This is a genomic window from Marinicella rhabdoformis, assembly GCF_009671245.1.
Classification (GTDB): Bacteria; Pseudomonadota; Gammaproteobacteria; order Xanthomonadales; family Marinicellaceae; genus Marinicella; species Marinicella rhabdoformis.
Map to the genome: position 1 here is coordinate 584,758 of NZ_VTFS01000003.1, position 23,331 is coordinate 608,088.

Annotated in this window: 21 protein-coding genes; 14 read left to right on the forward strand and 7 right to left on the reverse strand. The window is 40.5% G+C overall.

Annotated features, from left to right (window positions below; all coding sequences use genetic code 11):
• From hutU to FET73_RS10495, 5 genes are all read right to left on the reverse strand, one after another.
• Window positions 1–1,665 carry a urocanate hydratase gene (hutU, locus tag FET73_RS10475; RefSeq protein WP_154223883.1) on the reverse strand — a complete coding sequence of 555 codons (1,665 nt, stop codon included), beginning with the start codon at window positions 1,663–1,665 and terminating at the stop codon, window positions 1–3.
• 115 nt (window positions 1,666–1,780) lie between these two features.
• On the reverse strand, window positions 1,781–2,272 hold the full coding sequence (locus FET73_RS10480; protein WP_154223884.1) for a helix-turn-helix domain-containing protein: 492 nt from the start codon (window positions 2,270–2,272) through the stop codon (window positions 1,781–1,783).
• 653 nt (window positions 2,273–2,925) lie between these two features.
• Window positions 2,926–3,825: a hypothetical protein gene (locus tag FET73_RS10485; protein WP_154223885.1), complete on the reverse strand. Its 900-nt coding sequence runs from the start codon at window positions 3,823–3,825 to the stop codon at window positions 2,926–2,928.
• Between the two features lie 577 nt (window positions 3,826–4,402).
• Window positions 4,403–4,666, reverse strand: coding sequence for a hypothetical protein (locus FET73_RS10490; RefSeq protein ID WP_154223886.1), 264 nt, complete (start codon window positions 4,664–4,666; stop codon window positions 4,403–4,405).
• A 263-nt stretch (window positions 4,667–4,929) separates the two neighbouring features.
• Window positions 4,930–6,942, reverse strand: coding sequence for a GTP-binding protein (locus FET73_RS10495; protein WP_154223887.1), 2,013 nt, complete (start codon window positions 6,940–6,942; stop codon window positions 4,930–4,932).
• A gap of 160 nt (window positions 6,943–7,102) precedes the next feature.
• Here FET73_RS10495 and FET73_RS10500 point away from each other — a divergent pair, with 160 nt between their 5' ends.
• Together FET73_RS10500 and hemP are read left to right on the forward strand one after the other, a co-directional pair.
• Window positions 7,103–8,650 carry a leucyl aminopeptidase gene (locus FET73_RS10500; protein ID WP_179952227.1) on the forward strand — a complete coding sequence of 516 codons (1,548 nt, stop codon included), beginning with the start codon at window positions 7,103–7,105 and terminating at the stop codon, window positions 8,648–8,650.
• Between the two features lie 636 nt (window positions 8,651–9,286).
• Window positions 9,287–9,484, forward strand: coding sequence for a hemin uptake protein HemP (hemP, locus tag FET73_RS15565; RefSeq protein ID WP_154223889.1), 198 nt, complete (start codon window positions 9,287–9,289; stop codon window positions 9,482–9,484).
• A gap of 680 nt (window positions 9,485–10,164) precedes the next feature.
• Here the strand turns inward: hemP and FET73_RS10510 are convergent.
• The gene (locus FET73_RS10510; protein WP_154223890.1) at window positions 10,165–10,449 is read right to left on the reverse strand and encodes a hypothetical protein; all 285 of its coding nucleotides are present in this window, start codon (window positions 10,447–10,449) and stop codon (window positions 10,165–10,167) included.
• Window positions 10,450–10,606: 157 nt separating this feature from the next.
• On the reverse strand, window positions 10,607–11,146 hold the full coding sequence (locus tag FET73_RS10515) for a cytochrome b (protein WP_154223891.1): 540 nt from the start codon (window positions 11,144–11,146) through the stop codon (window positions 10,607–10,609).
• 40 nt (window positions 11,147–11,186) lie between these two features.
• On the opposite strand from FET73_RS10515, the gene FET73_RS10520 reads away from it, so the two are divergent.
• The 12 genes from FET73_RS10520 (at window position 11,187) to FET73_RS10575 (ending at window position 23,075) form a co-directional block, all read left to right on the forward strand.
• Window positions 11,187–11,792, forward strand: a complete 606-nt coding sequence (locus FET73_RS10520) for a uracil-DNA glycosylase family protein (RefSeq protein WP_154223892.1) — start codon at window positions 11,187–11,189, stop codon at window positions 11,790–11,792.
• On the forward strand, window positions 11,789–13,573 hold the full coding sequence (locus FET73_RS10525; protein WP_154223893.1) for a M61 family metallopeptidase: 1,785 nt from the start codon (window positions 11,789–11,791) through the stop codon (window positions 13,571–13,573). The genes FET73_RS10520 and FET73_RS10525 overlap by 4 nt, the downstream gene beginning before the upstream one ends.
• Before the next feature lie 62 nt (window positions 13,574–13,635).
• A complete protein-coding gene (locus FET73_RS10530) occupies window positions 13,636–14,280 on the forward strand; it encodes a deoxynucleoside kinase (RefSeq protein ID WP_154223894.1) in 645 nt (214 codons plus the stop codon).
• Window positions 14,277–15,530 carry a hypothetical protein gene (locus FET73_RS10535; protein WP_154223895.1) on the forward strand — a complete coding sequence of 418 codons (1,254 nt, stop codon included), beginning with the start codon at window positions 14,277–14,279 and terminating at the stop codon, window positions 15,528–15,530. Before FET73_RS10530 ends, FET73_RS10535 begins: the two co-directional genes overlap by 4 nt.
• A gap of 152 nt (window positions 15,531–15,682) precedes the next feature.
• Entirely contained in the window at window positions 15,683–16,171 is a 489-nt protein-coding gene (locus FET73_RS10540) for a hotdog fold domain-containing protein (protein WP_154223896.1), read from the forward strand.
• A 213-nt stretch (window positions 16,172–16,384) separates the two neighbouring features.
• On the forward strand, window positions 16,385–17,563 hold the full coding sequence (locus tag FET73_RS10545) for a tyrosine-type recombinase/integrase (RefSeq protein ID WP_154223897.1): 1,179 nt from the start codon (window positions 16,385–16,387) through the stop codon (window positions 17,561–17,563).
• A 12-nt stretch (window positions 17,564–17,575) separates the two neighbouring features.
• Window positions 17,576–18,652 carry a hypothetical protein gene (locus FET73_RS10550; RefSeq protein ID WP_154223898.1) on the forward strand — a complete coding sequence of 359 codons (1,077 nt, stop codon included), beginning with the start codon at window positions 17,576–17,578 and terminating at the stop codon, window positions 18,650–18,652.
• A gap of 164 nt (window positions 18,653–18,816) precedes the next feature.
• The gene (locus FET73_RS15570; RefSeq protein ID WP_154223899.1) at window positions 18,817–19,017 is read left to right on the forward strand and encodes a helix-turn-helix transcriptional regulator; all 201 of its coding nucleotides are present in this window, start codon (window positions 18,817–18,819) and stop codon (window positions 19,015–19,017) included.
• Between the two features lie 34 nt (window positions 19,018–19,051).
• Window positions 19,052–20,026: an AAA family ATPase gene (locus FET73_RS10560; RefSeq protein ID WP_154223900.1), complete on the forward strand. Its 975-nt coding sequence runs from the start codon at window positions 19,052–19,054 to the stop codon at window positions 20,024–20,026.
• 526 nt (window positions 20,027–20,552) lie between these two features.
• Window positions 20,553–21,425 (forward strand): phage integrase N-terminal domain-containing protein, encoded by an 873-nt coding sequence (locus FET73_RS10565; RefSeq protein WP_218944311.1) that lies wholly within the window; start codon window positions 20,553–20,555, stop codon window positions 21,423–21,425.
• Window positions 21,425–22,759 carry a type IV secretory system conjugative DNA transfer family protein gene (locus tag FET73_RS10570; protein ID WP_154223902.1) on the forward strand — a complete coding sequence of 445 codons (1,335 nt, stop codon included), beginning with the start codon at window positions 21,425–21,427 and terminating at the stop codon, window positions 22,757–22,759. Before FET73_RS10565 ends, FET73_RS10570 begins: the two co-directional genes overlap by 1 nt.
• A 43-nt stretch (window positions 22,760–22,802) precedes the next feature.
• Window positions 22,803–23,075, forward strand: coding sequence for a hypothetical protein (locus tag FET73_RS10575; RefSeq protein WP_154223903.1), 273 nt, complete (start codon window positions 22,803–22,805; stop codon window positions 23,073–23,075).
• Window positions 23,076–23,331 lie beyond the last annotated feature (256 nt).

A 23,331-nucleotide genomic window follows, 5' to 3' on the forward strand; every position in this document is an offset into this window, starting at 1 on the left:
CTATTTCTCTAACATGGGCAAATTAAGGCCCTGCTCTTTGGCGCAGTTTTGCGCAATTTCATAACCCGCATCGGCATGGCGCATCACGCCAGTGGCGGGATCATTCCACAACACACGTTCAATTCTCTTTGCCGCAGCATCTGTGCCATCGCAACAAATCACCACACCTGAGTGTTGTGAATAGCCCATGCCTACACCGCCGCCGTGGTGTAAAGACACCCAAGTCGCGCCACCAGCGACATTTAACATGGCATTGAGCAACGGCCAATCTGAAACCGCATCAGAACCGTCTTTCATGCTTTCGGTCTCACGGTTGGGTGAAGCCACTGAACCTGAGTCTAAATGGTCACGTCCAATCACCACAGGTGCTTTCAGTTCGCCTGACTTAACCATTTCATTGAATGCCAAACCGAGTTTATGCCGAAGACCTAAACCGACCCAACAGATTCTAGCTGGCAAGCCTTGAAACTGAATCCGCTCACGTGCCATATCCAACCAATTGTGTAAATGCGGGTCATCTGGGATCAATTCTTTGACCTTGGCATCTGTTTTGTAAATGTCCTCGGGATCACCTGACAAAGCCGCCCAACGGAATGGACCGACGCCACGACAGAACAAGGGTCTGACATAAGCCGGAACAAATCCGTGGAAGTCAAAAGCATTATCTACGCCGACATTGAATGCTTCTTGACGGATGTTGTTACCGTAATCGACAGTCGGAATGCCTTCATTATAAAAATCCAACATAGCTTCAACTTGTACAGCCATAGAAGCACGTGCTGCCTTAGCCACTTTTTTCGGCTCGTCTTTTGAAGCTTTACGCCATTGTTCAACGGTCCAACCTTGCGGCAAATAGCCATTGGTTGGATCATGGGCTGAAGTTTGGTCAGTGACCAGATCGGGCCTGATACCTTGGGCATACATGTCTGGAAACACATCAGCGGCATTGCCGAGTAAGCCAATCGAAATCGCTTCACCCTTGTCTTGCGCATCTTGCAACATCACCATCGCTTCTTCGATGGAGCGCGCTTTTTTATCAACATAACCTGTTTTCATGCGGAAATCGATGCGCGTCTCGTCACACTCAACAGCAATCATGGAATATCCCGCCATGGTCGCTGCCAAAGGTTGTGCGCCGCCCATGCCACCGAGACCACCGGTTAAAATCCACTTGCCTTTGACATCACCATTAAAGTGCTGACGCCCCGCTTCAACAAAGGTTTCATAAGTACCTTGGACAATACCTTGCGAACCGATATAGATCCAAGAGCCCGCCGTCATTTGGCCATACATCATCAGGCCTTTTTTATCCAACTCATTGAAATGATCCCAATTAGCCCAATTCGGCACCAAATTTGAATTGGCAATCAGTACACGTGGTGCGTCTTCATGGGTACGAAACACACCGACCGGTTTACCCGATTGCACCAACAAAGTTTCGTCGTCATTCAGTTTTTTCAATGAATCGACGATGGCATCATAGCAGTCCCAATTTCGCGCCGCCTTACCTATGCCACCATACACAACCAAATCCTCAGGACGTTCAGCCACTTCAGGGTCCAAGTTATTCATCAACATGCGCAAAGGCGCTTCTGTTAACCAAGACTTGGCATTCAATGTTGTGCCGGTAGGCGCTTTGATGGTTCTGTTGTTTGTGCTTTTCATTTTGTTCTCGTCAATATTTATCTTTAAAGCATTTTAAAACCCGCCCTACCGTCATTTTCCGGTTGCCCAAGAGGCCCTACTTTTGGTGACCGGATAATCTCGAGCGAAGCGAGTTTTATTTCTCTGCTAAGCTTATCTGCTGTTCTTGAAAGCGACTGAATAAATCCTTGTCCTTTAAACTGGTAATGGCCTGGTTCAACACTTGAAAAATATCGGCATTGATTTCTTCTGACAGGCTGTTATAAACCGCCTGCATGGAATGATCACGAAGCAGTTGTGCCTGCTGTTTACCCAATTCAGTTAATGAATAAAGCATCCTTCTTTTATCGGCATCATCTTGCTTCACCACTATCAGTTCCAAAGCCAAAAGCTTGGGTATTTTTTGTTTAATCAATTGATGGGATTGTTGTAGTTGCTTCGCCAAATCTGTCAACGTCGCCGAATCGACGCCCGACAAAGCATGGATAATGGAACAAGACTTCACCGGCACCACCACACCAATCATTTGGTATATCGGTTTTATTTGTTCCGCAATCAACTGCCCCAAATCCGCGGCAGATTTACCGACAAATGTTTCATCTAGTTGATTTTGGGAGTTATTGGCCATGTGCAGCTTCTGTTTTTATTTCAACATATATTACAGGCTGAAAACATATTGCGCAATATATTACCTATATTTTTATTATGCAGCTTTCGTCAGCACCGAGAAGGCGGGAATTTCATTTGATAATCTAATATCGCGCAACGATCTAAACACAGACGAAGGCATTATGCCGGCGAGCCGCCGGCGCTCCATGTTTTGGGATATCACTCCTACTAACGGAACGCCAGCGGCCCGCTGGCATCACGCAACCAGAACATACAACAAAGATACTGTCATTCTGAGCGGTTTCAGCTCAAAACAAAGCCTGTAAAGCAAAATCAGATTCATGACTGTATGTCTTCTTAGTATCGAAAACCTGAACCGAAGAATCTCAACATGAAATTGTAAACACTTAAAAAAGCAAAACAACCAGAATGACAGTCAATCCAAAACAAGAGAACGCTTTCAAAAAATCATCAGCATAAGGGTTTCGACGACTGATTTCTGAACTGAAATGGTGTGAAAACAAACACATCCCCATAAACATCAAAACTGCCGAAGCAATTTTCCCAGACCGAGGTGCATCAGCTCCAAATTCTGTGAACCACAAGAGAAGCGAAATTGTACCTGTGCCAATCGCATAAAGATTAAACCGTGACATTTTTACCAATTCACTGCTATTTAATGCTCCGAACCATTCGATCAGCCCTTAGCTTCTCTTCATCTGATAACACTTCATAATAATGCTCACTTGAATTCCACGGTTCAACCATGTATTCAAAACCATTTTGCTTTTCCGCTAAATAAGCATAAAAATACTGTTTCACCTTGTCCTCGGGAAAAAATCGTTGATCTTTGTATAGATAAACCAATCTATCTGATGCCTTTTTCACCCCATTAGCAGAAAGATTTTCTAAATATTGTTTAGCTTCTTGCCTCAGTTCCTCATAATCCATTGGATACAATTTAAGATTTATAGCGCCAGACTTAATAGCAAACCCTAGATCATCAATTAATAGCAATTGAGAGAGCATATCACCTTTTCTTGCCAATTCTAAATACATATAAAAAGGGTCTTTGTTACTACCAACCATATGACACAGCCCTTTTTTGTAGATGGAGTGAATCAACACGTCATTTGGATACATTAAACTCTCACCTTCTGAGTATTTTTTCGGCTCATCTTTTAATTTATTGCATCTTAGGAAAAGTTGGCGTACGGATAATTGCTCACCTTCAACATCCTCCAATATTTTATCTATAAATTTAAAGGAACTTTCTTCAGTAACGTCAGAACTATTAATAAAAACTTGCAACGGATCATTTTCGCCAAGAAGCAAATCAAACTCTGGCCTTGTGGACAGGTACTGGTTAAAATCAACATACTTCGAAGCTACTGGCTCTGACTCATAATTCACTGGTTTTTTAGCAACAAGGTGAGGGGTATCTTTTTTTCTTTTAATTGGCTCTTTTAATTCAGTTATTTTAGGCAAAATATCATTACGTTTTGGATTAAGATTTAAATAAAAAATTAGTCCAATTATAAAAGCAATTATTATAACCGTTAGTTTTTTCATCATCATTTTAACTTTCTGATAGTATAGAATCTTTTAAGAATATAAGAAGCCTGTGGGTCAACACAGGCTCCTTTCTAAGCCTCATATTAGCATGGTGTATTTGGTTCAGGACCAGCTCCCAGAAAACTTTCAGCTGCAGATTCCGCTGTAGTATCACTGGTCTCACCACTTCCTAGACCCAACATCATTAGATGAGTCGCAAATATATGTTCTAGTCCACCATTTACCATATTAGGGGCTTGAGGATTATTTGTCTCATTCCCATTGTTATCTACAATACGAGGGGCCAGAGTATTCCAGTTACTCAAATACTGTCCCCAATTTATGTTTGCTCGTGCCCAATTTGTAATAATGGCTGTTGGTCCTCCATCTATATGCATACCTACCGTCAAAAACCGGTTAATATCTTGATACGCAGTATTGTAATATGCTCTAGCAAAATTATTTGACCACTACAGACAGACCAGTCATAACTGAAGAAGTAATTTTTGTCGCGCTCAAAATTGCCTCTAACTTATCCAGATTTTCTTTACGCATACCGTTATTCAATTTTTCGGCTGAAGGAACAACTGTACCACTACACACCAAACCCTAAATACGCCCAACTAAACCCGCCAATCCAGCTCCATCCAAAACCTGGATATGATGCAGATACTACAATTTTACCTAGCTCGATACAACCTGAATTCACTGATGCGTTGCCTGACAATCTACTCGCTGAAAATCCTGAGGAAATAAACCCATCAGAAACAGACCCGCCAACAAATTGAATTTCCTCATCAGGGCATGCAAGCGCCAAAAAAGAACTGAGTAAAAAAGTTAATGTAATAATTATTTTCATGTTATTTCTGTATATTTTATATGCTTAATAAATTGCTTCATCAATTTCAAGAGTGACAAAGCATCCAAATGCACCTGCAACAAACATAATAGAAATAGAAAAGAAATAGAGCTATATTCTTTGCTATTATGATTTTGTTTGAGCGCGTGTGTGATTCGACTCAAAGTATAAATGTTTATTGCACAAAGACAGTTCAATTTATCAAGCATTTCTTAGACTCTAAAGCACTGGTAAATCAATTGAATTTTGACACCCAATACCACTCACAAAGCCCCACGTGCCTGCAAAATCCACTTGTCACGATCCAACGGACTGACACCTCGGTAATCTCGGGTTTGACCTTGGGATAATTCACAGGGCTGGTAGTTTAACAGGCGGCTGGAGAATTTGGCTTTACCGCCGCTTTTTGAAGCCAGCTGTACGGGGTAATCTATTGAGGTGGCTGCTGGCACTTGTGCGGTCAAGGTAAAACGCTCACCTTCAATTTCTGGGCTGTCGAACACACCGCGCATTTTGGTGATGTCGCTGCTGATGGTGCCCAACAAATCTAAGGGTGCTGAAATCTTGACCGCCAATATCGGTTCTAATAACTGTGTGTCTGAAAGCACCAAGCCATTCATGATGGCCATCGGTGTTGCGATGGCGAAATCGCCAGATCGGCTGTGGACGTTGTGGTCTTCTCCTGCCACCAAGGTTATTTTCAGGTCGGTGACTTGCCAACCTTTGATACCTTGCTTTAAAGCTTGGGGCAAGGTGGCTTCGATTTCTTTTTGGTATTTGGCTGCCACGTCATTGTGAGAAACCTGCGACACAAAGACCACGCCACTGCCTAACTTTCCAGGCTTGAGTTCCAATTCTAAAATCGCCCAACAAGGTTTGGGCATCCAGTAACGCTCATAACCCAAAGCGGTTTTCATCGGCGTTTCTTTGTAAATGATGGTTGGGTCTTCGAAAGTCGCTTTCAGGCCATAGCGATCGAGTAATTGTGCTTGCAGTATTTCTATCTGAATTTTGCCGGTGATTTTGATGTGCAATTCCCTGATGTCACTCAGCCATTCTAAATCCAACATCGGGTCTTCTGCCGACAATTGTTGCAAGGCTTGTGCCAATTGCGGAAATTCGGCATCAGAATCTGCTTTCACTTGCACCGTTAACAAAGGCGCTGAAAAACGCGCCACTTTCGGTACCATTGACGCAATATGGGACACATCACCAGAAGCATCACTTTGGTTTTCATCAAAAAGGTGGTCGCCCACTTGAGCATCAGTTAAGCCGCTGACCACAGCTATATCACCCGTTTTAATCACATCCACAGCTTGGTACTTGCCTTGCACCACTTGCTTTATTTGGCTGACCTTTTGTTCAATCGTCTCACCATCGCGTTCAGTCTTTAATATGGCTCTGGGTTTTATTTGGCCTGAAAAGACGCGGATATAAGCCATGCGCCCTAAGGTATTGTCGTGTTCAATTTTAAACACCACTGCCGACAGTTCATTCTTTTCAGCTTCACCCTCAACTGGCAAATACCGAACCATGGCATCCATCAACGGCTCAATACCCAAACCCAATTTACCCGCACCCAATAAAACCGGCACCAAATCACCTTGATGGGCAGCTGACTTCAACACCGAATCCAATTCATCGAATGTCGATGCTTCACCTTCTAAAAACCGCTCCAACAATTCATCATCATGTTCAACGATTTGTTCAATCTGTGCTTCAGGCATGGACTCATCAGACCATGTCCTTTTCAAGCTCACAGCTGCATCACCGACACCTTCTGATGACTGTAAAGTAAAACACTCAACACCAAATTCCTTTTCCAGCTCTTCAATAACCGACATAACATCTGCACCCATGCGATCAATTTTATTTATGAACACCAAGGTCGGAATCTGCATAGCTCTCAAAGCTTGAAAAAAAGTTAAGGTTTGTCCCTGCACACCTTCAACTGCACTCAAAACCAAAACAGCCGCATCCAATGCCAATAATGAACGCTCAACCTCTGAACTGAAGTCTACATGTCCTGGTGTGTCGATGACATTCACTTGAAAGGCATGACTCATGCCATCTTTCCAATCAAAGCTGGCAGTGGCCAGTCGAACAGAAATACCTCGTTCACGCTCCACAGCCAAATGGTCAGTGGCAGACGTGCCTTTATCCACACTGCCTGCATTTCTCAATGCCCCTGCAGTGAACAGCATTTGTTCAGTTACGGTGGTTTTTCCCGCATCCACATGCGCCAGAATACCGATGTTTAAAATTGACTTTGTCATGCTTAAACTATACCACCCCTGTCAATAAGCCATGAAGCCAATACTTATATATCATCACAGTTCACACCATGACAATTGACCTAGAGCAAAACACGTCAAATTCTGCTACCCTATGCCCCGTTTTATTGACTATCAAGATCCACAAGAGAGGACAAGCACCATGAAAAAATTATTGATGATCAGCATGCTGTTATTCAGCACCATATCACTGGCCAAAACAACCACCATCACGTTCACCGACCAGATGCCAACTGAAGGCAACTTGGTATTGGGTGTGTATGAAGGCGGTGAATTCGGCCCAATCGGCCAAAAGCTAGACCAAAATGGCGACATCAGTCATGCCATCAAAGCGGCTGCATTTACAGCAAAAATAGACAGCACCCAATTAATCGTTGCACCCAAAGATTCAGACTTGGATCAAATCCTTTTGGTCGGTTTGGGCCAAAAGCCGAATCAAGAAGGGACAAAGAATTCAGCACTTGACTGGCAAAACATCGGCGGTCACGCAATTCAGAAAGCCGTTGACACCTTCAAGACTCCTGCCATTTTTGCATTCGACACAGACAACACAGACGCATTGGCAAACTTGGCCTACGGCACAAAACTAGGCAGCTATTACTTTGATAAGTATTATACTTCAAATAAAAGAATCAAAACCCAAGCAGAGATCACACTTTATGCAGCCCAAGCGACGGCGGCACAAAAATCATTCGACAACAACTGGAACCCCGTAGCGAATGCGATTTATCACACCAGAAACATGAGCAATGAACCGGCCAACATCATCTACCCACAAAGTTTTGTTGATGTTTGGACTGACCACCTTAAAGGCATGAAAAATGTCAAGATCAAAACGTTTGATGAAAAAGACATGCAGAAAAAAGGCATGGGCGCGATTTATGGCGTCGGCAAAGGCTCTGCCCGTCAACCTCGCATGATGGTTGTTGAATATATGGGCGGCAAGAAAGGCGACGCCCCTGTGGTTATTGTCGGTAAGGGCATCACTTTTGATACTGGCGGCATCAGTTTGAAAAACCCAAGCAACATGTGGAACATGAAATTTGACATGTCAGGTGCAGCTTCTGCAGTCGGCACCTTATATGCTTTGGCGGGCCAAAATGCCGAAATTAATATTGTAGCTATCGCAGCATTGGCTGAAAACATGCCTGATGCCAATGCGCAGCGTCCTGGTGATGTGGTCACATCCATGTCAGGCAAAACCATTCAAATACGTTCAACTGATGCCGAAGGTCGCTTGGTTTTGGCCGATGGCGTCTACTACGGTGATGTCACTTATGATCCGGCTTTATTGATTGATTTGGCCACCCTGACCGGATCTGTTGGGCGCGCTTTGGGTAAAGACTACAGCGGTCTATTCACTCGTCATGATGACTTGGTTGATGGTTTTGTAGCAGCGGGTAAAGCTTCAGGTGATGAAGTTTGGCATTTACCTTTGAACGACAATCATTTTAAAGCAATTGAAAACGAAGTCGCTGACGTGATGAATTCAGGCCCAGATGCACCTGGTGCCAGCGCCGGAGCAGCCTTCATTGGTACATTTGTCAGGGAAGAAACAAAATGGGTCCACTTCGACATCGCAGGTGTGGCATGGGGCGGCAAAAACCAAGCACACAATGGCTCACCTGGCTCAACTGGATACGGCATCAGGTTATTGAATGAATACATATTAAAGCACTACAGCAAATAAACTTTGCTTCAATAATAGAAAAAAGGCTGGCTCGCATTGAGACCAGCCTTTTTTTTGGTTCAAAATAAAGTTAATTAGACTAAAATCAAGGCATGAACATCAATTGCACTCACTGTCATGAAATGACCATCGGCAAGAAGTGGGTTTGTTCATAACCGCTATTTATGACATGGCGTTCACCCATTGCAGACTTGGGTTAATCGGCTTGATTTTCTTAAGCATATATTTGATATATTGTTACCTTAAAGTCAGACTGTTACTCATAAAAAAGACAACACAACTCAATAAATGATCATTAAAAAAGCACCAAAACAATCAAACTTTCTGTCGAATTTGATTAATCTACTTATCATTCTGCTGCTCATGTTAGTGATGTATCACTCTACTCTATTCTGGCACACACGCACCCCAAATTGGTTGCTTTACAGTGTTTTATCTAACCTATGTCTTTTAATCGCTTTCATTGGAGATCATGTTTTGGTTAAAAGAAAACAGTGGAAACCATTACGCTTTTTCTTACTTTTTTTATTCAGTATTTCAGCTTTTATGCTGATACTTAACCATTTAGAGTATATCGACTTAAATAGTTTATAAATTTGTTTGACATTCTATTTGCGAATCATTATCATTTGCATCATGAGACAAACAATCACACTTAAAAACAAAACCGCAAGCAGCCGAACCTTGCAAACTCCTGTTAATAGAAACAGGGTCACTTTAGGACTGAACAGCAAATCGCTATTCAAAGACACACAAACCGTGCTGTTAAAACACAACAACGAGAATTACTACCTGCGACTAACCAAAAATAACAAGGTGATATTGACGAAATAAAAACCACAAAGTAACGTCATTCCAGTCGAGCTTTAGGTTAGGCAATGAAAGTGATGCGGTTTGAACTTGTTCAAGAAGCGCCACTGAAGTACCGTTAACCGTGAGTGCAGGAATCTAAAAAACAATGTTGAACGCTTCGTATTGTTTGCATAGCAAACGAGATTACCGCCTTCGCGGCAATGACAGCATGGAATGACGAACCTACATCCTTGGGCACCTCTGCTGCCGGCATCCTGCCTCCGCTGAGGACCTACATCCTTGGGCACCTCTGCTGCCGGCATCCTGCCTCCGCTGAGGACCTACATCCTTGTAGGCCAAGAAGGGAAGCGAGAATACAAAACATGTGTCTGGTTGGTGAGCTTGCGAATCAGAAGACACTCATTAAAACATATGAGGACATTGCGGTTTTTACGAAGTAAGCCGCTACCGATCCAAGCTATCGCGGACGACCTACATCCATGTAGGCCAAGAAGGGAAGCGAGAATATGTTGGCAGGTGGGGAGTGCAACGACTCAGAAGCCAACTCATTAGACAAGTCGAAGTTATTACGGTTTTTTGCGAAGCAAAAAGAAGTGGTAACGTAGACACACTTAACTCATGAAAATCTGTAGCCAGCCAAGTCACTGACCCCTATTAAGATGACCCAGCCAGCCAATCATAATCATGAATTAATACACGTCTTAAACCACCGAAAAATTAAAATTCACAAAAACAAAATCAGGGTGGTTGCGACTGATGGCAATGGTTTTACTTTTATCGACCAAATGAGATGCTTGTATTTTTTTAATGATTTGCCGGTCTTCTTGACCAAATAAATCTTTGTGTTGAAAAATGATGCTATCGCCTTGGATGTCATCAATTCGCCACGTTCTATAACACACAGGCACATCATCAAATACGCCTTGATACTGAAATAAGATGGTGGAATTTGGATCGCTAGGAATCTTACTGAATACTGTGCTCATAACCTTACCTCATTAAATATTGAGGTTTGAGTTTAAGCACCGCCTTTCTCAAAAAGTGAGAAAGGCATTTAACCTTATGTATTTTTTAGTCATATCTCAGATTCACAATATAGGGCGTCACATGCGTGACAAAATCGAACTTGACAATCAAATACAGTTACCTAAGCTTTTTAACCATGCGACTGAGCAAATTATCCTTATCAATAAACTGGTGTTTCAACCCAGCAAGCACATGTAAAATCAAGGTATAAAGTAAAACTTGAGCTGTGTATTCATGAACAACTTCTAAATTACTGTGCAGCTCCTGCATCCTTTCAATCGGTGAAGGGATGGTAAAGATGTCGAAAACATTGATGCCATTTCCCGTTGTCCAAACGATCCATGGGCCTGAAACTGCCATAATCAAAACACAAAGCAACAATACCCAATGCACCACTTTGGTAATTAACTTAAGTGGCGTAGGCTGTTCAACAGGATCAGGTGATTTACTGAACACACGCCAAAACACACGAAAAATAAGAAATAAAAACAACAGTCCGCCAAAACTGACATGCATGCCACGTAAGAATGATTTTTCATCACCCCGAGGCAAACCACCAAAATACAACCCAACGGCCAACATGGCTATCACCACCAAAGCGCCTATCCAATGATTAAAGCGTGAAATACCGCCGTAATGCTGTGCAGTGTCTTTCATTTGTAATCCTCTGTATGTTTTCCTTTATGATAGCAGCTTCATGGTAAATAAAAAATCCTCAATTAAGCAAATACTTAAACAAATCAGGGAATGTGACTTATGTCAACAAGAGCTGCCTCATGTTCCCAGACCTATTGTTCAAGCCAGTGCACAAAGTCGCATACTGATCATTGGACAAGCACAAGGGCGCAAAGTCCATGAGTCGGGCGTTCCTTGGGATGACGCCAGTGGTGACCGATTGCGTGATTGGGTGGGCGTTACAAAAACTCAATTCTATGACCCAACGTCATTCGCCATCATGCCCATGGGCTTTTGCTTCCCCGGAAGTCACAATAAAACCACCGGCCAATCCGGTGACCTGCCACCAATGAAAATTTGCGCGCCCACTTGGCATCAACAATTGATGTTTGAAATGCCCGAGATTAAACTGACTTTAGTCATCGGACAATACGCCATGAAACACCACTTAGATAATCACCATAAAAACCTCACCCAAACTGTCAAAAACTTTAAAGAATACCTGCCTCAACAATTTGTTCTTCCTCATCCTTCGCCTCGTAATAACATTTGGATGAAGAAAAATCCTTGGTTTCAGGATGAAGTTTTGCCACAATTGAAACATTCCATAACCCAAGTCTTGAAATGAAATATATTTTGACCATTTTCTTCGCTTTTTTAATTAATACAACCACCCATGCACAAGCCACTGAAACACAAGCCACAACATATAAATTCACCGTCACAGATGCGGCCCACCACTTAGCAGAAGTCACCGTGACCTTTCCCAATGTCACTGAAAAAGTTTTGACCGTTAAGTTACCTGTTTGGCGCAGCGGCAGATATGAAATTTTAGACTTGGGAAAAAACCTGCGTGACATGAGTGCCAAGCAAAATGGAGAGTCGCTTTCAGTCACTCAAATGGACAAAAACACATGGAAAGTGTTTTTAAAATCACCCGGTGCAGTGACTTTAAACTATGAAGTATATGCTAATATGCTGCGCCATCGTGTCGCGCATATCGATGACAGTCATGCCTTTATAGACGCCAGTGGTGTGTTTATTTACGCCCCCAAATTCCGTGACCAAGACCTTACTGTTTCAATGAATGTGCCTGAAAACTGGGCCAGCCGATCAGGCATGGAACAGGTTAATGACCACAAATTCAAAGCCAACAACTACGATCAACTGGTGGATTCTCCAATTGAATCAGGTATTCATGAGTATGTGTCATTCGATGTCAATGATAAAAAATACGGCATCCTGATCTGGGGTGAAGGTAACCACGACATCAATGACATACAAGAAAAAGCCAAACTACTGCACCATGAAGCTGAGAAAGTTTGGGGCGATTTCCCGTTCGACGAGTACTTGTATATGATTCATGCAGGCCCTGGCCTACGCGGCGCCACAGAGCATGTGAATTCCACCATCATGCAGTTTGATCGATTTGGATTCGATGACAAAAAGACCTATAACCGTTTTTTAGCGACTACCGCACATGAGTTCATCCACACCTGGAATGTCAAAGCTTATCGCCCCAGCGGCATTGCACCTTACGACTATGATAAAGAGAACTATTCAGACTTATTCTGGATGGCGGAAGGCACTACCAGTTATTACGATGATTTGTTCATGTTTCGAGCAGGTATTTACAGCCAAAAAGACTACTTTTCCAAACTCAGTGAGGACTTAACCAAGCATTTAACCAAACCAGGCCGCAATCACCGCAGTTTAAGTGAAAGCAGCTTCAATACATGGCAAAAGGAAAACAGCCAAAGAAACCACAACGCCAACGTCAACATTTACTTAGAAGGCGCATTAACCACTTGGTTTTTAGATTATCAAATTCGCCTCGCGACAGATAACAACAAGAGCATGGATGATGTACAAGCTGAATTATTCAAAAAGCACCGCAACAGTGACAAAGGTTATGACAAATCAGATGTTTTGGCCATATTGAAATCATTGACCAGCAAAGATTTTTCAAGCCTATGGCAAGCCCACATCGATGGCACCCAAGCCCTTCCATTTGCTGAAATGTTAGATTTTTATGGTTTGACAATCAAAGAAGAAAAAGCAGAAGACATTAAACAATGGATAGGCTTCACATTGAATAATGACACCATTGGCTTGGTCGATAAAAACAGCCCCGCTTGGGACGCTGGCCTGACTACTGGTGACGAATTGATTGCATTGAATGGTTTACGAATGACCACCAAAGATTGGGAATCACACAGTAAAAAAGCCAAAGCGGGTGACCATTGGCAAATCACATACGCCCGCGCAGGAAAAATGCAACAAACAGAGTTAACCATCAAGGAAACACAGAAAACTAAAATCACTCTGACTGCTTTGAAAAAACCGAACAAGAAACAAAAACAAAGGTTTAAATCATGGACAAGTAACAAGCTTGAATCGCCAAAATAACATTGATAATCATTTTTATTGATTGTCAAAAACCTAAAAAAATCAAAGGATATTGATATTAAATGATCACAAACAAAGTCATTGGCATCGCTGGAAACATAGGTGTGGGGAAAACCTCATTGGTGGAATTCCTCACCAAAACCTACGACATCACGCCTTTCTATGAACCCAATGACGACAACCCTTACTTGGATGATTTTTACCAAGACATGAAAGCTTGGGGCTTTCACTCGCAACTGTATTTCCTTGCCAGTAAATTCAAAATACACCAACAATTAGACGCCACACCAGGCGTTGTGATTCAAGACCGTACACTGTTCGAAGACGTTGAAATCTTTGCCACCGCCTTATACCAAATGCGCAAAATATCGAAACGTGACTGGCAAACTTATCAAAATTTATACCAAAGCATTCAAAAGACCATCAAACCACCTGACTTAATGATTTACCTCAAATGTTCAGTTCGCACCATGCGCAAACGCATCAAGTTGCGAGGACGCGCCATGGAACAAGACATACCGCTGGCTTATTTGAAACGTTTGGAAAAGCTTTACGAAAACTGGATTAACAGTTATCGTGAAAAATTCGGCAGCAGTAAAGTGCTGATGATTGAGACCGATCGATTGGATTACGTCAATGACATGATTGATCAAATCGAATTAATGAAACACATTGAACAACTACTTAAAATTTCAAGACAATCATGACCACATCCGTACCCAATGACCGCCGCTTTATTTTTGAAATGCCCTTTTTCATTAACTACATGGGCAGCAATAAACTGTTTTTCTTAATAACAGCCCTAGCCGGCGCAAGCATACTAGAACTCATTCCCATTCCATTTGTGGGGTATTTAGTCGCCATCATGCTTTTTTTGGCAGCCTATAAAGTGGCGTTTGAAGTCATGCTGGATGTGGCTGATGGGCATTTTTCGTTTGAGGACAAGTACAGCTTGGGAGTCAGTGACACCATTGGATTCAAAGCCATGGCCTTACCCCTGATACAAATCTTAATTGTTATCTTTGTTGGCCGCAGCAACCCATCGTTATCAATAGCCTTACTGATTCTCACCTTTTTCTTAACCCCTGCATACCTTATGCTGCTGTCACAAACTGATCACGTCATTTCTGCTTTAAACCCAATTGACTTGATAGAGATTGTTAAAAGGCTTGGGTTGGATTATTGGCTTTTGTTCGCTTTCTTGGTGGTCACAGGTGGCATCCATTTATTTGTTGATTATTTGATTGTGGACTCATTTCCTTTGTGGGTAGAAAATATGGTTTTGTCATTCGTGCTATATTATTTATTGGTGTTTAATTTTTTGGTCATGGGTTATGTCTTGTATCATAATTCTGATGAATTAGATTACACCCCACACGATGTTGAAGACACGAGAGGAAAAAGCAGCATTGATGACAATGACCCCATCAAACGTCGCATTGAAGAACTGATTGAAAACAAAGATCCTAAAGGGGCGATGGCCATCATCAAAGACATGCAAAAAGAAGGTCGAAATGACTTAGATGCTTTGGCACACCAAGCACAAAATATACTCACCGTATCTTCAAGGCTTTCACCCAAAGAAAAGCTGACGCAATTGATACAACAAAGAGACATGGTTGAAGCTTTGGCACTTTGGAAAACCTACCAACAGGACGGGCATTCTTTAAGGCCAGATGAAGCGGAAGACATGGCAAGCTTAATCAGCTATTGTAACGACAAACACCAATTTGCCCAAGTGATTCAAATGGTCAAAGGTTTAGACAAACACTACGCCCATGCACCACAATTTGTCGTAGATCAATTTTACCTCAGCGCCAAAATCTTATACCAAAACAAAAAGCCAAAACAAGCCGGCAAACTCTTGCAATCCATCATCACGAAATACGATGGTAAAGCCAATGTCAGCGCTGTGGTCTCCTACCTAAAAGGCCTGCAAAAGATGGGCAAGATTTAATCTTTAATGCAAACACTTAAGGCCATTTGTCTATTCAACTCGCCAACTGGTCTACTCAACTTGTCATACTCGGGCTTGACCCGAGTATCTCTGAAAAGTGCCCGTTCTCTCTCAATTCCTTTATAATTCTTCAGAAACAATATTAACAAACCATGACCTACAAACCATCAAAAAGTCCAGTCTTAAAACTTTGGAAAATCTTTGGCAAAAATAATTTTGGAAAGTGGCTGGTGAGCAAAATCGTCTGCTTCAAAGCACCCTACTTTTCTTCCATCAAACCTCGCTTTGTCAACATCGAACCTGGGCGTGTAGAAGTTGCCATAAAAAAGCGCCGAGCAGTCCACAACCACATCAAAACAGTTCACGCCATCGCCATGTGCAATGCCGCTGAATTGGCCGGCGGCACCTGCCTAGATGTTTCGCTTTCTTCAGATTTTCGCTGGATTCCTGTGGCCATGGAAGTGAAATATTTGAAAATGGCCAAAAGCAACTTGCGCATCGTCTGCCAAGTCAATGATTACCAGTGGAATGAACCACAAGACGTGATCATGCCCGTCAGCGTAATCGATGAATCAGGAGACGAAGTCTTCCACGCAGACATCACCATGCGAATTTCTGAAAAAACAAAAAGAAAGTATTAATTTTAAGGAAGGATTGTAAGTTGTACAAACTAGAATAAAATGGTGCCCGGTCGCAGAGACGAACTGACGATTCAGGCACCATCAAAAACATTCACATTACCCTTCATAAACAATATGTTAAGTGACTCTATTGCATCATAAACCATCATAATACACCTTTACATATCGCCATTATTGTTGGTATAATTGTTGGTATATTTTATATCAACATCAATGAAATTATCAGTTACTCAAATAAATAGCATAAAGCCAGGCAAGTCAGTTTCAAAGCACAGTGACGGTCATGGACTTTACATACTGATTCATCCAAATGGATCAAAATACTGGCGGCTTAATTACCGTTTCAATTACAAACAAAAAACCTTAGCGCTAGGTGTTTACCCATTCGTATCACTCACACAAGCAAGAGAAAAGGCTATAAAAGCAAAATGTTTAATTGCCGAAGGCATTGACCCTAGTGAAGTAAAAAAACAAGAAAAAGCCAAGATAAAAGGAGTTTACTCATTTAAAAACATTGCTAAAGCCTGGCATGAAAAGAAAAAAAATAAATGGTCTGAGCGTCATGCAAAAGATGTTTGGCATTCACTTGAAAAAGATATATTTAAATACATTGGAGACATTCCTGTAGATCAAATAACATCATCACAGGTTCTTAAAGTTTTACAAAGGATTGAACAGAGAGGAGCTTTAGAGCAATTAAAAAAATTTAAACAACGGTGCAGTAATATTTTTTTATTTGCAAAGGCAAAAGAGCTTATAGAAAACAATCCTGTTGATGGATTAGAAATCCTCCTTAAGGAACACAAGTCAAAAAATTTTACGCATATTACAGCTAATGAACTTCCAGAGTTAGCTAAAAGTATCTATTCGCTACAAGCTGACCCAACAACAAAAACTGGTTTAATTGTCGCTCTACATACATTTCTTAGAACCAAAGAAATCCGTTACTTGACTTGGGATTGCATTGATTTTGAAAACAACATAATCACAGTTCCCAAAGAACTTATGAAAATGAATCGAGAGCACTTAGTTCCTATGAGTGCAACTGTTAAAGAAGCCTTGAGTAAGCTTCACTCTATAACAGGCCAGTACAATTTTGTTTTTGCATCAATAAAGCAACCAGAAATAAAACCCTTTTCAGAAAACGCAATGCTCTATGCTCTTTATCGCCTGGGTTGGAAAGGTCGAACCAGTGTTCATGGTTTCCGCCATTTAGCAAGTACAACTCTTAGAGAAAATGGCTTTAGCCAACATATTGTTGAAAAACAATTGAGCCACGAAATAAAGAATAAAGTCGAAGCCGCTTATAACAAAGCTGAATACTTAAATGAAAGAACCAAAATGATGATTTTTTGGAGCAACTTCATAAATGAATCTATTAAAAAAAATTAACACTGTAAAAACATGATTAGATATAAAAATGAGCAATTTCTGGAACACCATGAAATCAATGAACTGCTTGATGAAACCAGTCTTAGCACTAAGGAATTTTGTAGCTCTTTAATGGAACACTATTACTTGGATGGAAGTGTACACTGCCTATTTGAATGTGAATCAGACGAAGTCAGAACCAATCGGGTCTTGATGAACTCAATATTCAAAAGATCCGACCAAAATACTGATTATGCTAAAGGTATATATGACTTAAATTTGAAATATGGGAAGCTGGCAAATCATATCAAAGGTTTCTTTATTAATTGCTCACTTGGAAGCATTGGTAGTAATCGTTCCATAATTGCTTTTCAAATAACAGATTACTGCACTATTGAAGCCCCGGGATATTCTCGCGAAGCAAGTGACTTTTTAATTTTGCATGACTCAGATGGGTTTAATGAAACACTTCAAACCGAGTTCAAGATTGCAAATACTGACCAAAAAAGTTCAATTCATGACAAATTTGATAGATTTAAAATCGGAGCACTTAAAGAGAATTATATTAAGGAATTAGAAAAAATAAGTTTAGATAAAGGTCTTTGGTATAACAACGAACACTTCAATCGTTGTCTGGTTGACGAGCTTTTGTCTGAAAATAACAGCAAAACAGGGATTACTAAATTTTATAGGTTCAGTGATGTTGAGACTAAAATGAGTGAGCATGGCATTAGTGTCAATTTTGATTCTAAATATAACAAAGAAAAAATTTCAGACAAATTTGTTAATAATCAGGACGATAAAACAATATTTGAAAAATTCATTGATTGGTTTTCATCTACCAATCATGGAAAGCATAAAGGTATTGTTTTAAATATACTCAACAAATATAAAGATGAATACCCTGTAGATTCAATTCCAAGTTTTAATGAAATAAAAAGTTTTATAGCTAATAATGAAAATATCCTTCCTTACAAAATTGAACTCGGAAATGACAAGAAGGGTAAAGAGATACAAAAACTAATTTATTTAAACGAACCAGCTGCTACTTTTCAACAAATACAAAGGACTTATAACAAACAAGCAAAACTTTTTATCTCGAAAAAATAGTATAAAAATTGAAATTTAAAGTTTGCAAGAAAAACATACTCAATACAAAAATCACAAACTCAATACAAAGCATATACAAACTCAATAAAAGCTAAAATTAGTTGTTGTTACATATATAACGCCATGCTGCAATGAAGCTACTTATCAAATAAAGAGGCTTCATAATGAACCCAAAAGTAAAGTCAATTTACAGACCTAAGACAGTATGTGGAATACTAGATTGCTCGAGTTCGACATTGTCACGAATGGTTAAGTCTGGGCTACTCAAGCCACCAATCAAATTAGGCGCAAGATCCGTCGGATTCTTAAAATCTGAAATCGATGCTTTTTTAAATAAAAGGCTTCAGGAAAGAGACGGTGAATAACCGGACCAAGTCTAACGGCCTAAGGTTGTACAGTATGTCAGAATTATTATCACTCGATATTGAAACCAATTGGCTAATTGAAGACTACATCGAGAAGAATACAACAGGGGTGTTGTATGGCAAGTCAGGTTGCTACAAGACCTTTCTTGCGCTGGACTGGTGCTTGAGTATTGCAGCGGGCAAGCAATGGCATGGCCAGGATGTTAATCAAGGATTAGTAATTTATGTTGCTGGCGAAGGCAACTTTGGCTTGCAAAAAAGAGTCAAGGCTTGGCTTGCTCAAGCTAATATCGATAATGAACAAATTCCATTTGTTGCAACGAATCAAAGGGTTGCCGTTCGTAACCAAGATGAATTGGAGGTTTTCCGCGACCAATTGAAGCAGATTGATGCTCCAATTAAACTCATAGTATTCGACACGCTTCGCAAGTGTTTTGGCCATGGTGATGAGAACCACTCACAGGATATGGGTGACTTTCTGGACAAGATTGAATCAATCCGACAAGAATTCGATACCACCTGTCTCATAGTCCACCATACAAACAAATCCAATGTTATACGTGGCAGTAATGCATTAGAGTCAGATGTTGACTTTGTTTTTCGGCTGGAGTCGAAGAAGTCAATGAGTTGTACCCTGCATACAGACAAGATGAAGGATTCTGAGCCCCAGCCCGCTAAACAATTCGAATTAGCAAGCATTCAAGTTGGCAGCGTCAAGAACAAGCCAGTCAATTCGTTGGCTCTATCCGTTATTGAATACAACATTGACCCATCAATCAACGCCCCACAAGGCGTTAAGGGCAGGGTTGAGCAATATATCTTAGATCACTGCATTGAACCAATATCTTGGACAGAACTAATTAACATGATTACGACAGATTTTGAATCAATATCTACTGGCAGTGTAAGAACGGCCCTCAAGGACCTCCGAAAGGATGGTTCAGACACATTAATTTTTAGCAAAAATGGCAGGCAAAATATCGTGCAAGGAGTCATTCATGAGCAATAACCAGACCATGGATGGATGTAGCTCCTTCCTAGGAAGGAGCTACATCCATCCATGGTTACCTGTCCCGTCTCTCGGAGTTATGCCGAGTGACGGGACAGATTCATCACTTTACTGGTTGATACGTAAGGATTTAACAACCTCAAACAAAGTGACAAACAGTTTTTTAGTGGCAACTTGTTAACTTTAAGTTGTTGTCTTAACGCCATTGCAGACAAAAAACGCAGGCACTTAAAAAGCAAATCTTGAATTTGCCACATCACCCTTAAGAGTGATACTGGTTTCTATCTCATCACTCGTGCGAAGGATTGATGATGTATAAACCTTGTATCCGAAACATGTGCAAGGAGTAAAACTGCACAAATTTACGCGAAGAAATTTGCGAGATAGATAAAAATATTTTTGTTTAAAAAATCAATTTAGCATATGGATTAATTTGTTTCTGACGGATTAATTGCAGCTAGTTATTCGCATTAACCTTTTAAACAAAAAATGAATTATGGCTAAAACTCATAAGACCGAGTTTCAATTGAAACAAATAATGAAATATAACCGTGATGGTTCACCAGATCGCCAAAAATCTCGATTCAACAATTTGAATCGCTGTATTAAACAACTCCATAACAGGGGGTATGGCAAGAGGTGGGATATCCATAGATTAGGGAAAAAAGAAGTGAACAGATTAGTTGATGACTGGAGAGTGGAGAACCTTTCACATCGCACAATTGCCAATCGCATGGCTGATATTCGATGGCTAGCAGATAAAGTAGGCAAGTTGAATGAAATTCCTTCCAATAAAGACATCGGTTGTGGTTTGAGAAAAAACAACCCCAATTATGGCACTTCCAAAGCAAAACCAATCAACTATAAACACATCAACCAGTTACCCCAAAGAGAAAAATTAGTCACATTATTACGCTCAGAGTTTGGCCTGAGGACTGAAGAAGCATGCAAATTTTCTTATGCGTATGCAACAAGAATGGAAGATGACTACATAGCACTCAAAGGCTCATGGTGCAAAGGCGGCAGGCCACGAAAAATTGCAATTGTCACAGAAAAACAAAAAACACTTCTCCAAATGGTATCTACATTTCAAAGACAAAATAATGAAAAATCGATGATTCCAAAGGGAAAAACTTTCAAATCCTATTACCGCCACTACAACCTAATCAGGTTTGATCACAACATTGCAGGACATGGACTGCGTCACACATGGGCTCAGAATAGATTTCAGCTCTTGTCAGGTGGAATCAAGGCGCCTCATGCAGGAGGACCCGATTTTTGCGACTTGTCAGTTAAAGAGCAAAGGATTTGGAATCGTGCAGCTTCTATTGTTAACCAAGAATTGGGCCACGGGAAAAACAGACTTGATATCACATCAACCTATATAGGAGCAAAATAATGGGGTGGTTTATAGAACTTATAGAAGAATTAATCTTTGGAGCAAAGCCACAATCACAAATCAATAAGCCAAATTTACTTTTGCCTAATAGAAAGTTGGCTAAAGAACTTAAACATAAGAACAGCTCTGTTTTTATAGGAAAAGTAGGAAGGAAATCACTTTACGCAGACTCAAGTGATAGAGCCACAGTAATCGGGCCACCAGGCACTGGGAAAACAACATTTTTAATTAACCAAATCTTTAGATGGATAGAGACTCAAAACTCTTTTGTTTGCTTGGACATAAAGCCCGAAATATATGAGCTAACAGCAAATAAACTTAAACAAGCAGGATACAAATGCATAATCTACAACCCTACAAGTGCAAAACACAAATATGATTTCATTGGTGATTTAAACACCCCTGAAACCATTGGAGAAATAGCTTCAGCATTTATAGGTGAAGAAAATGGCAGTCCCGTTTTCTCTGAAACAGCAAGAGATTTACTCGATGCTTTGATTCTTCATATCAAAGAACCAACTAAAAAAAATCCAAACCCTAAACCTTCACTATCTTGTATCTATGATTTCATAACACAATTTGACTCCATGAAGTCATTACTTACTGAGCTAGGACATTCCAATAATTCAGAATGTCGATCAATTATCAGAACACTGAAAATCATGGGAGAGAATGAAAGATTTCTGGGCTCAGTCTTTGCCACCTTTGTTTCGAACATGAGATTTCTGAGGTATCAAACAATTCGAAATAGCTTGTCAACCGATGGCTTTTCTTTGGATGAATTACAGAATCAAAAAGTGGCATTGTTTCTACAATTTGAAGAAAGTCAGAAAGAAACAACCTCAAAACTTTTCAGCGTAATGGTAGGGCACATTTTACGGTATTTAATTGTTAATTATTCTAACCGTCCACCTGTTTTATTGTTATTAGATGAAATCGGGAATGCCGGTGTAATCAACGACCTCACAGGAAAACTTAATACCATCAGAAGCCGAAATATCCCAACCTGGATGTATTGGCAGTCCACGGAGCAAATGCAGAAATATGGCCGGAAATCCAATGAAGGAGCAAACATCATATTAGGGGCTTGCGATTTCCAAATGGTTTTCCGATTGAATGATAATGCAACAGCAAAATATTTCTCTCAGAGAGTTGGAACCCAAAGAGTACAGCACAGGAATGTTGGAAATCAATCGACAACAACCTCAAGCACCATTGAACCTATCATAGAACCTCACGAACTGATGGAGTTAGATACGAACCAAGTTTTATGCACATATAAAACTCACAAATGGATAGGTCAGGCCACCCCCTTTTACAAAGAAAAGTATTAAACCAAAAATTTAAAATTATTAACGCATCTTAACGGAGAATCACATGAAAGAAAAAATATTAGAGCTACCAAACAACAGAGAAGAAATTGTAATTATCGTCAGAAAACTAGGCGTTTCGATAATTGGATATTGGGAAATTGCAATTGAAAAAGAAGACATAGTTGAATATCTAAATTCTTATAATTCATCGCCATTTGTTGGCTTTATGGAAGTTGGTGACAAAGTTATCCTATCCCACAAAGATGGGAAGATAACTTTTACTAGAGCCGAGGCTTCTGCAATTATTAATTTAATTCGTGAAAGCTATTCAATTTAATTGGTTCAATTAAGTTTCTCCACAACGCTTGTTGTGGAGAATCCACATTAAATTAGGGATATTTTATTTCACAAGCTAATAAGCTAAAAACTATACATTATAAGAAATACTTGCTCGACATAACCAATGGCTTGATAATATTAAAGAAGGTCAAATCCTTTGGTTTCTGTACGAATGCCCCCGAACTGGTCATATAAATCAGGCTAACCATATGGTTAAAAACTCAGGTTGAGAATAAAATAAAAAAAGGTACCTA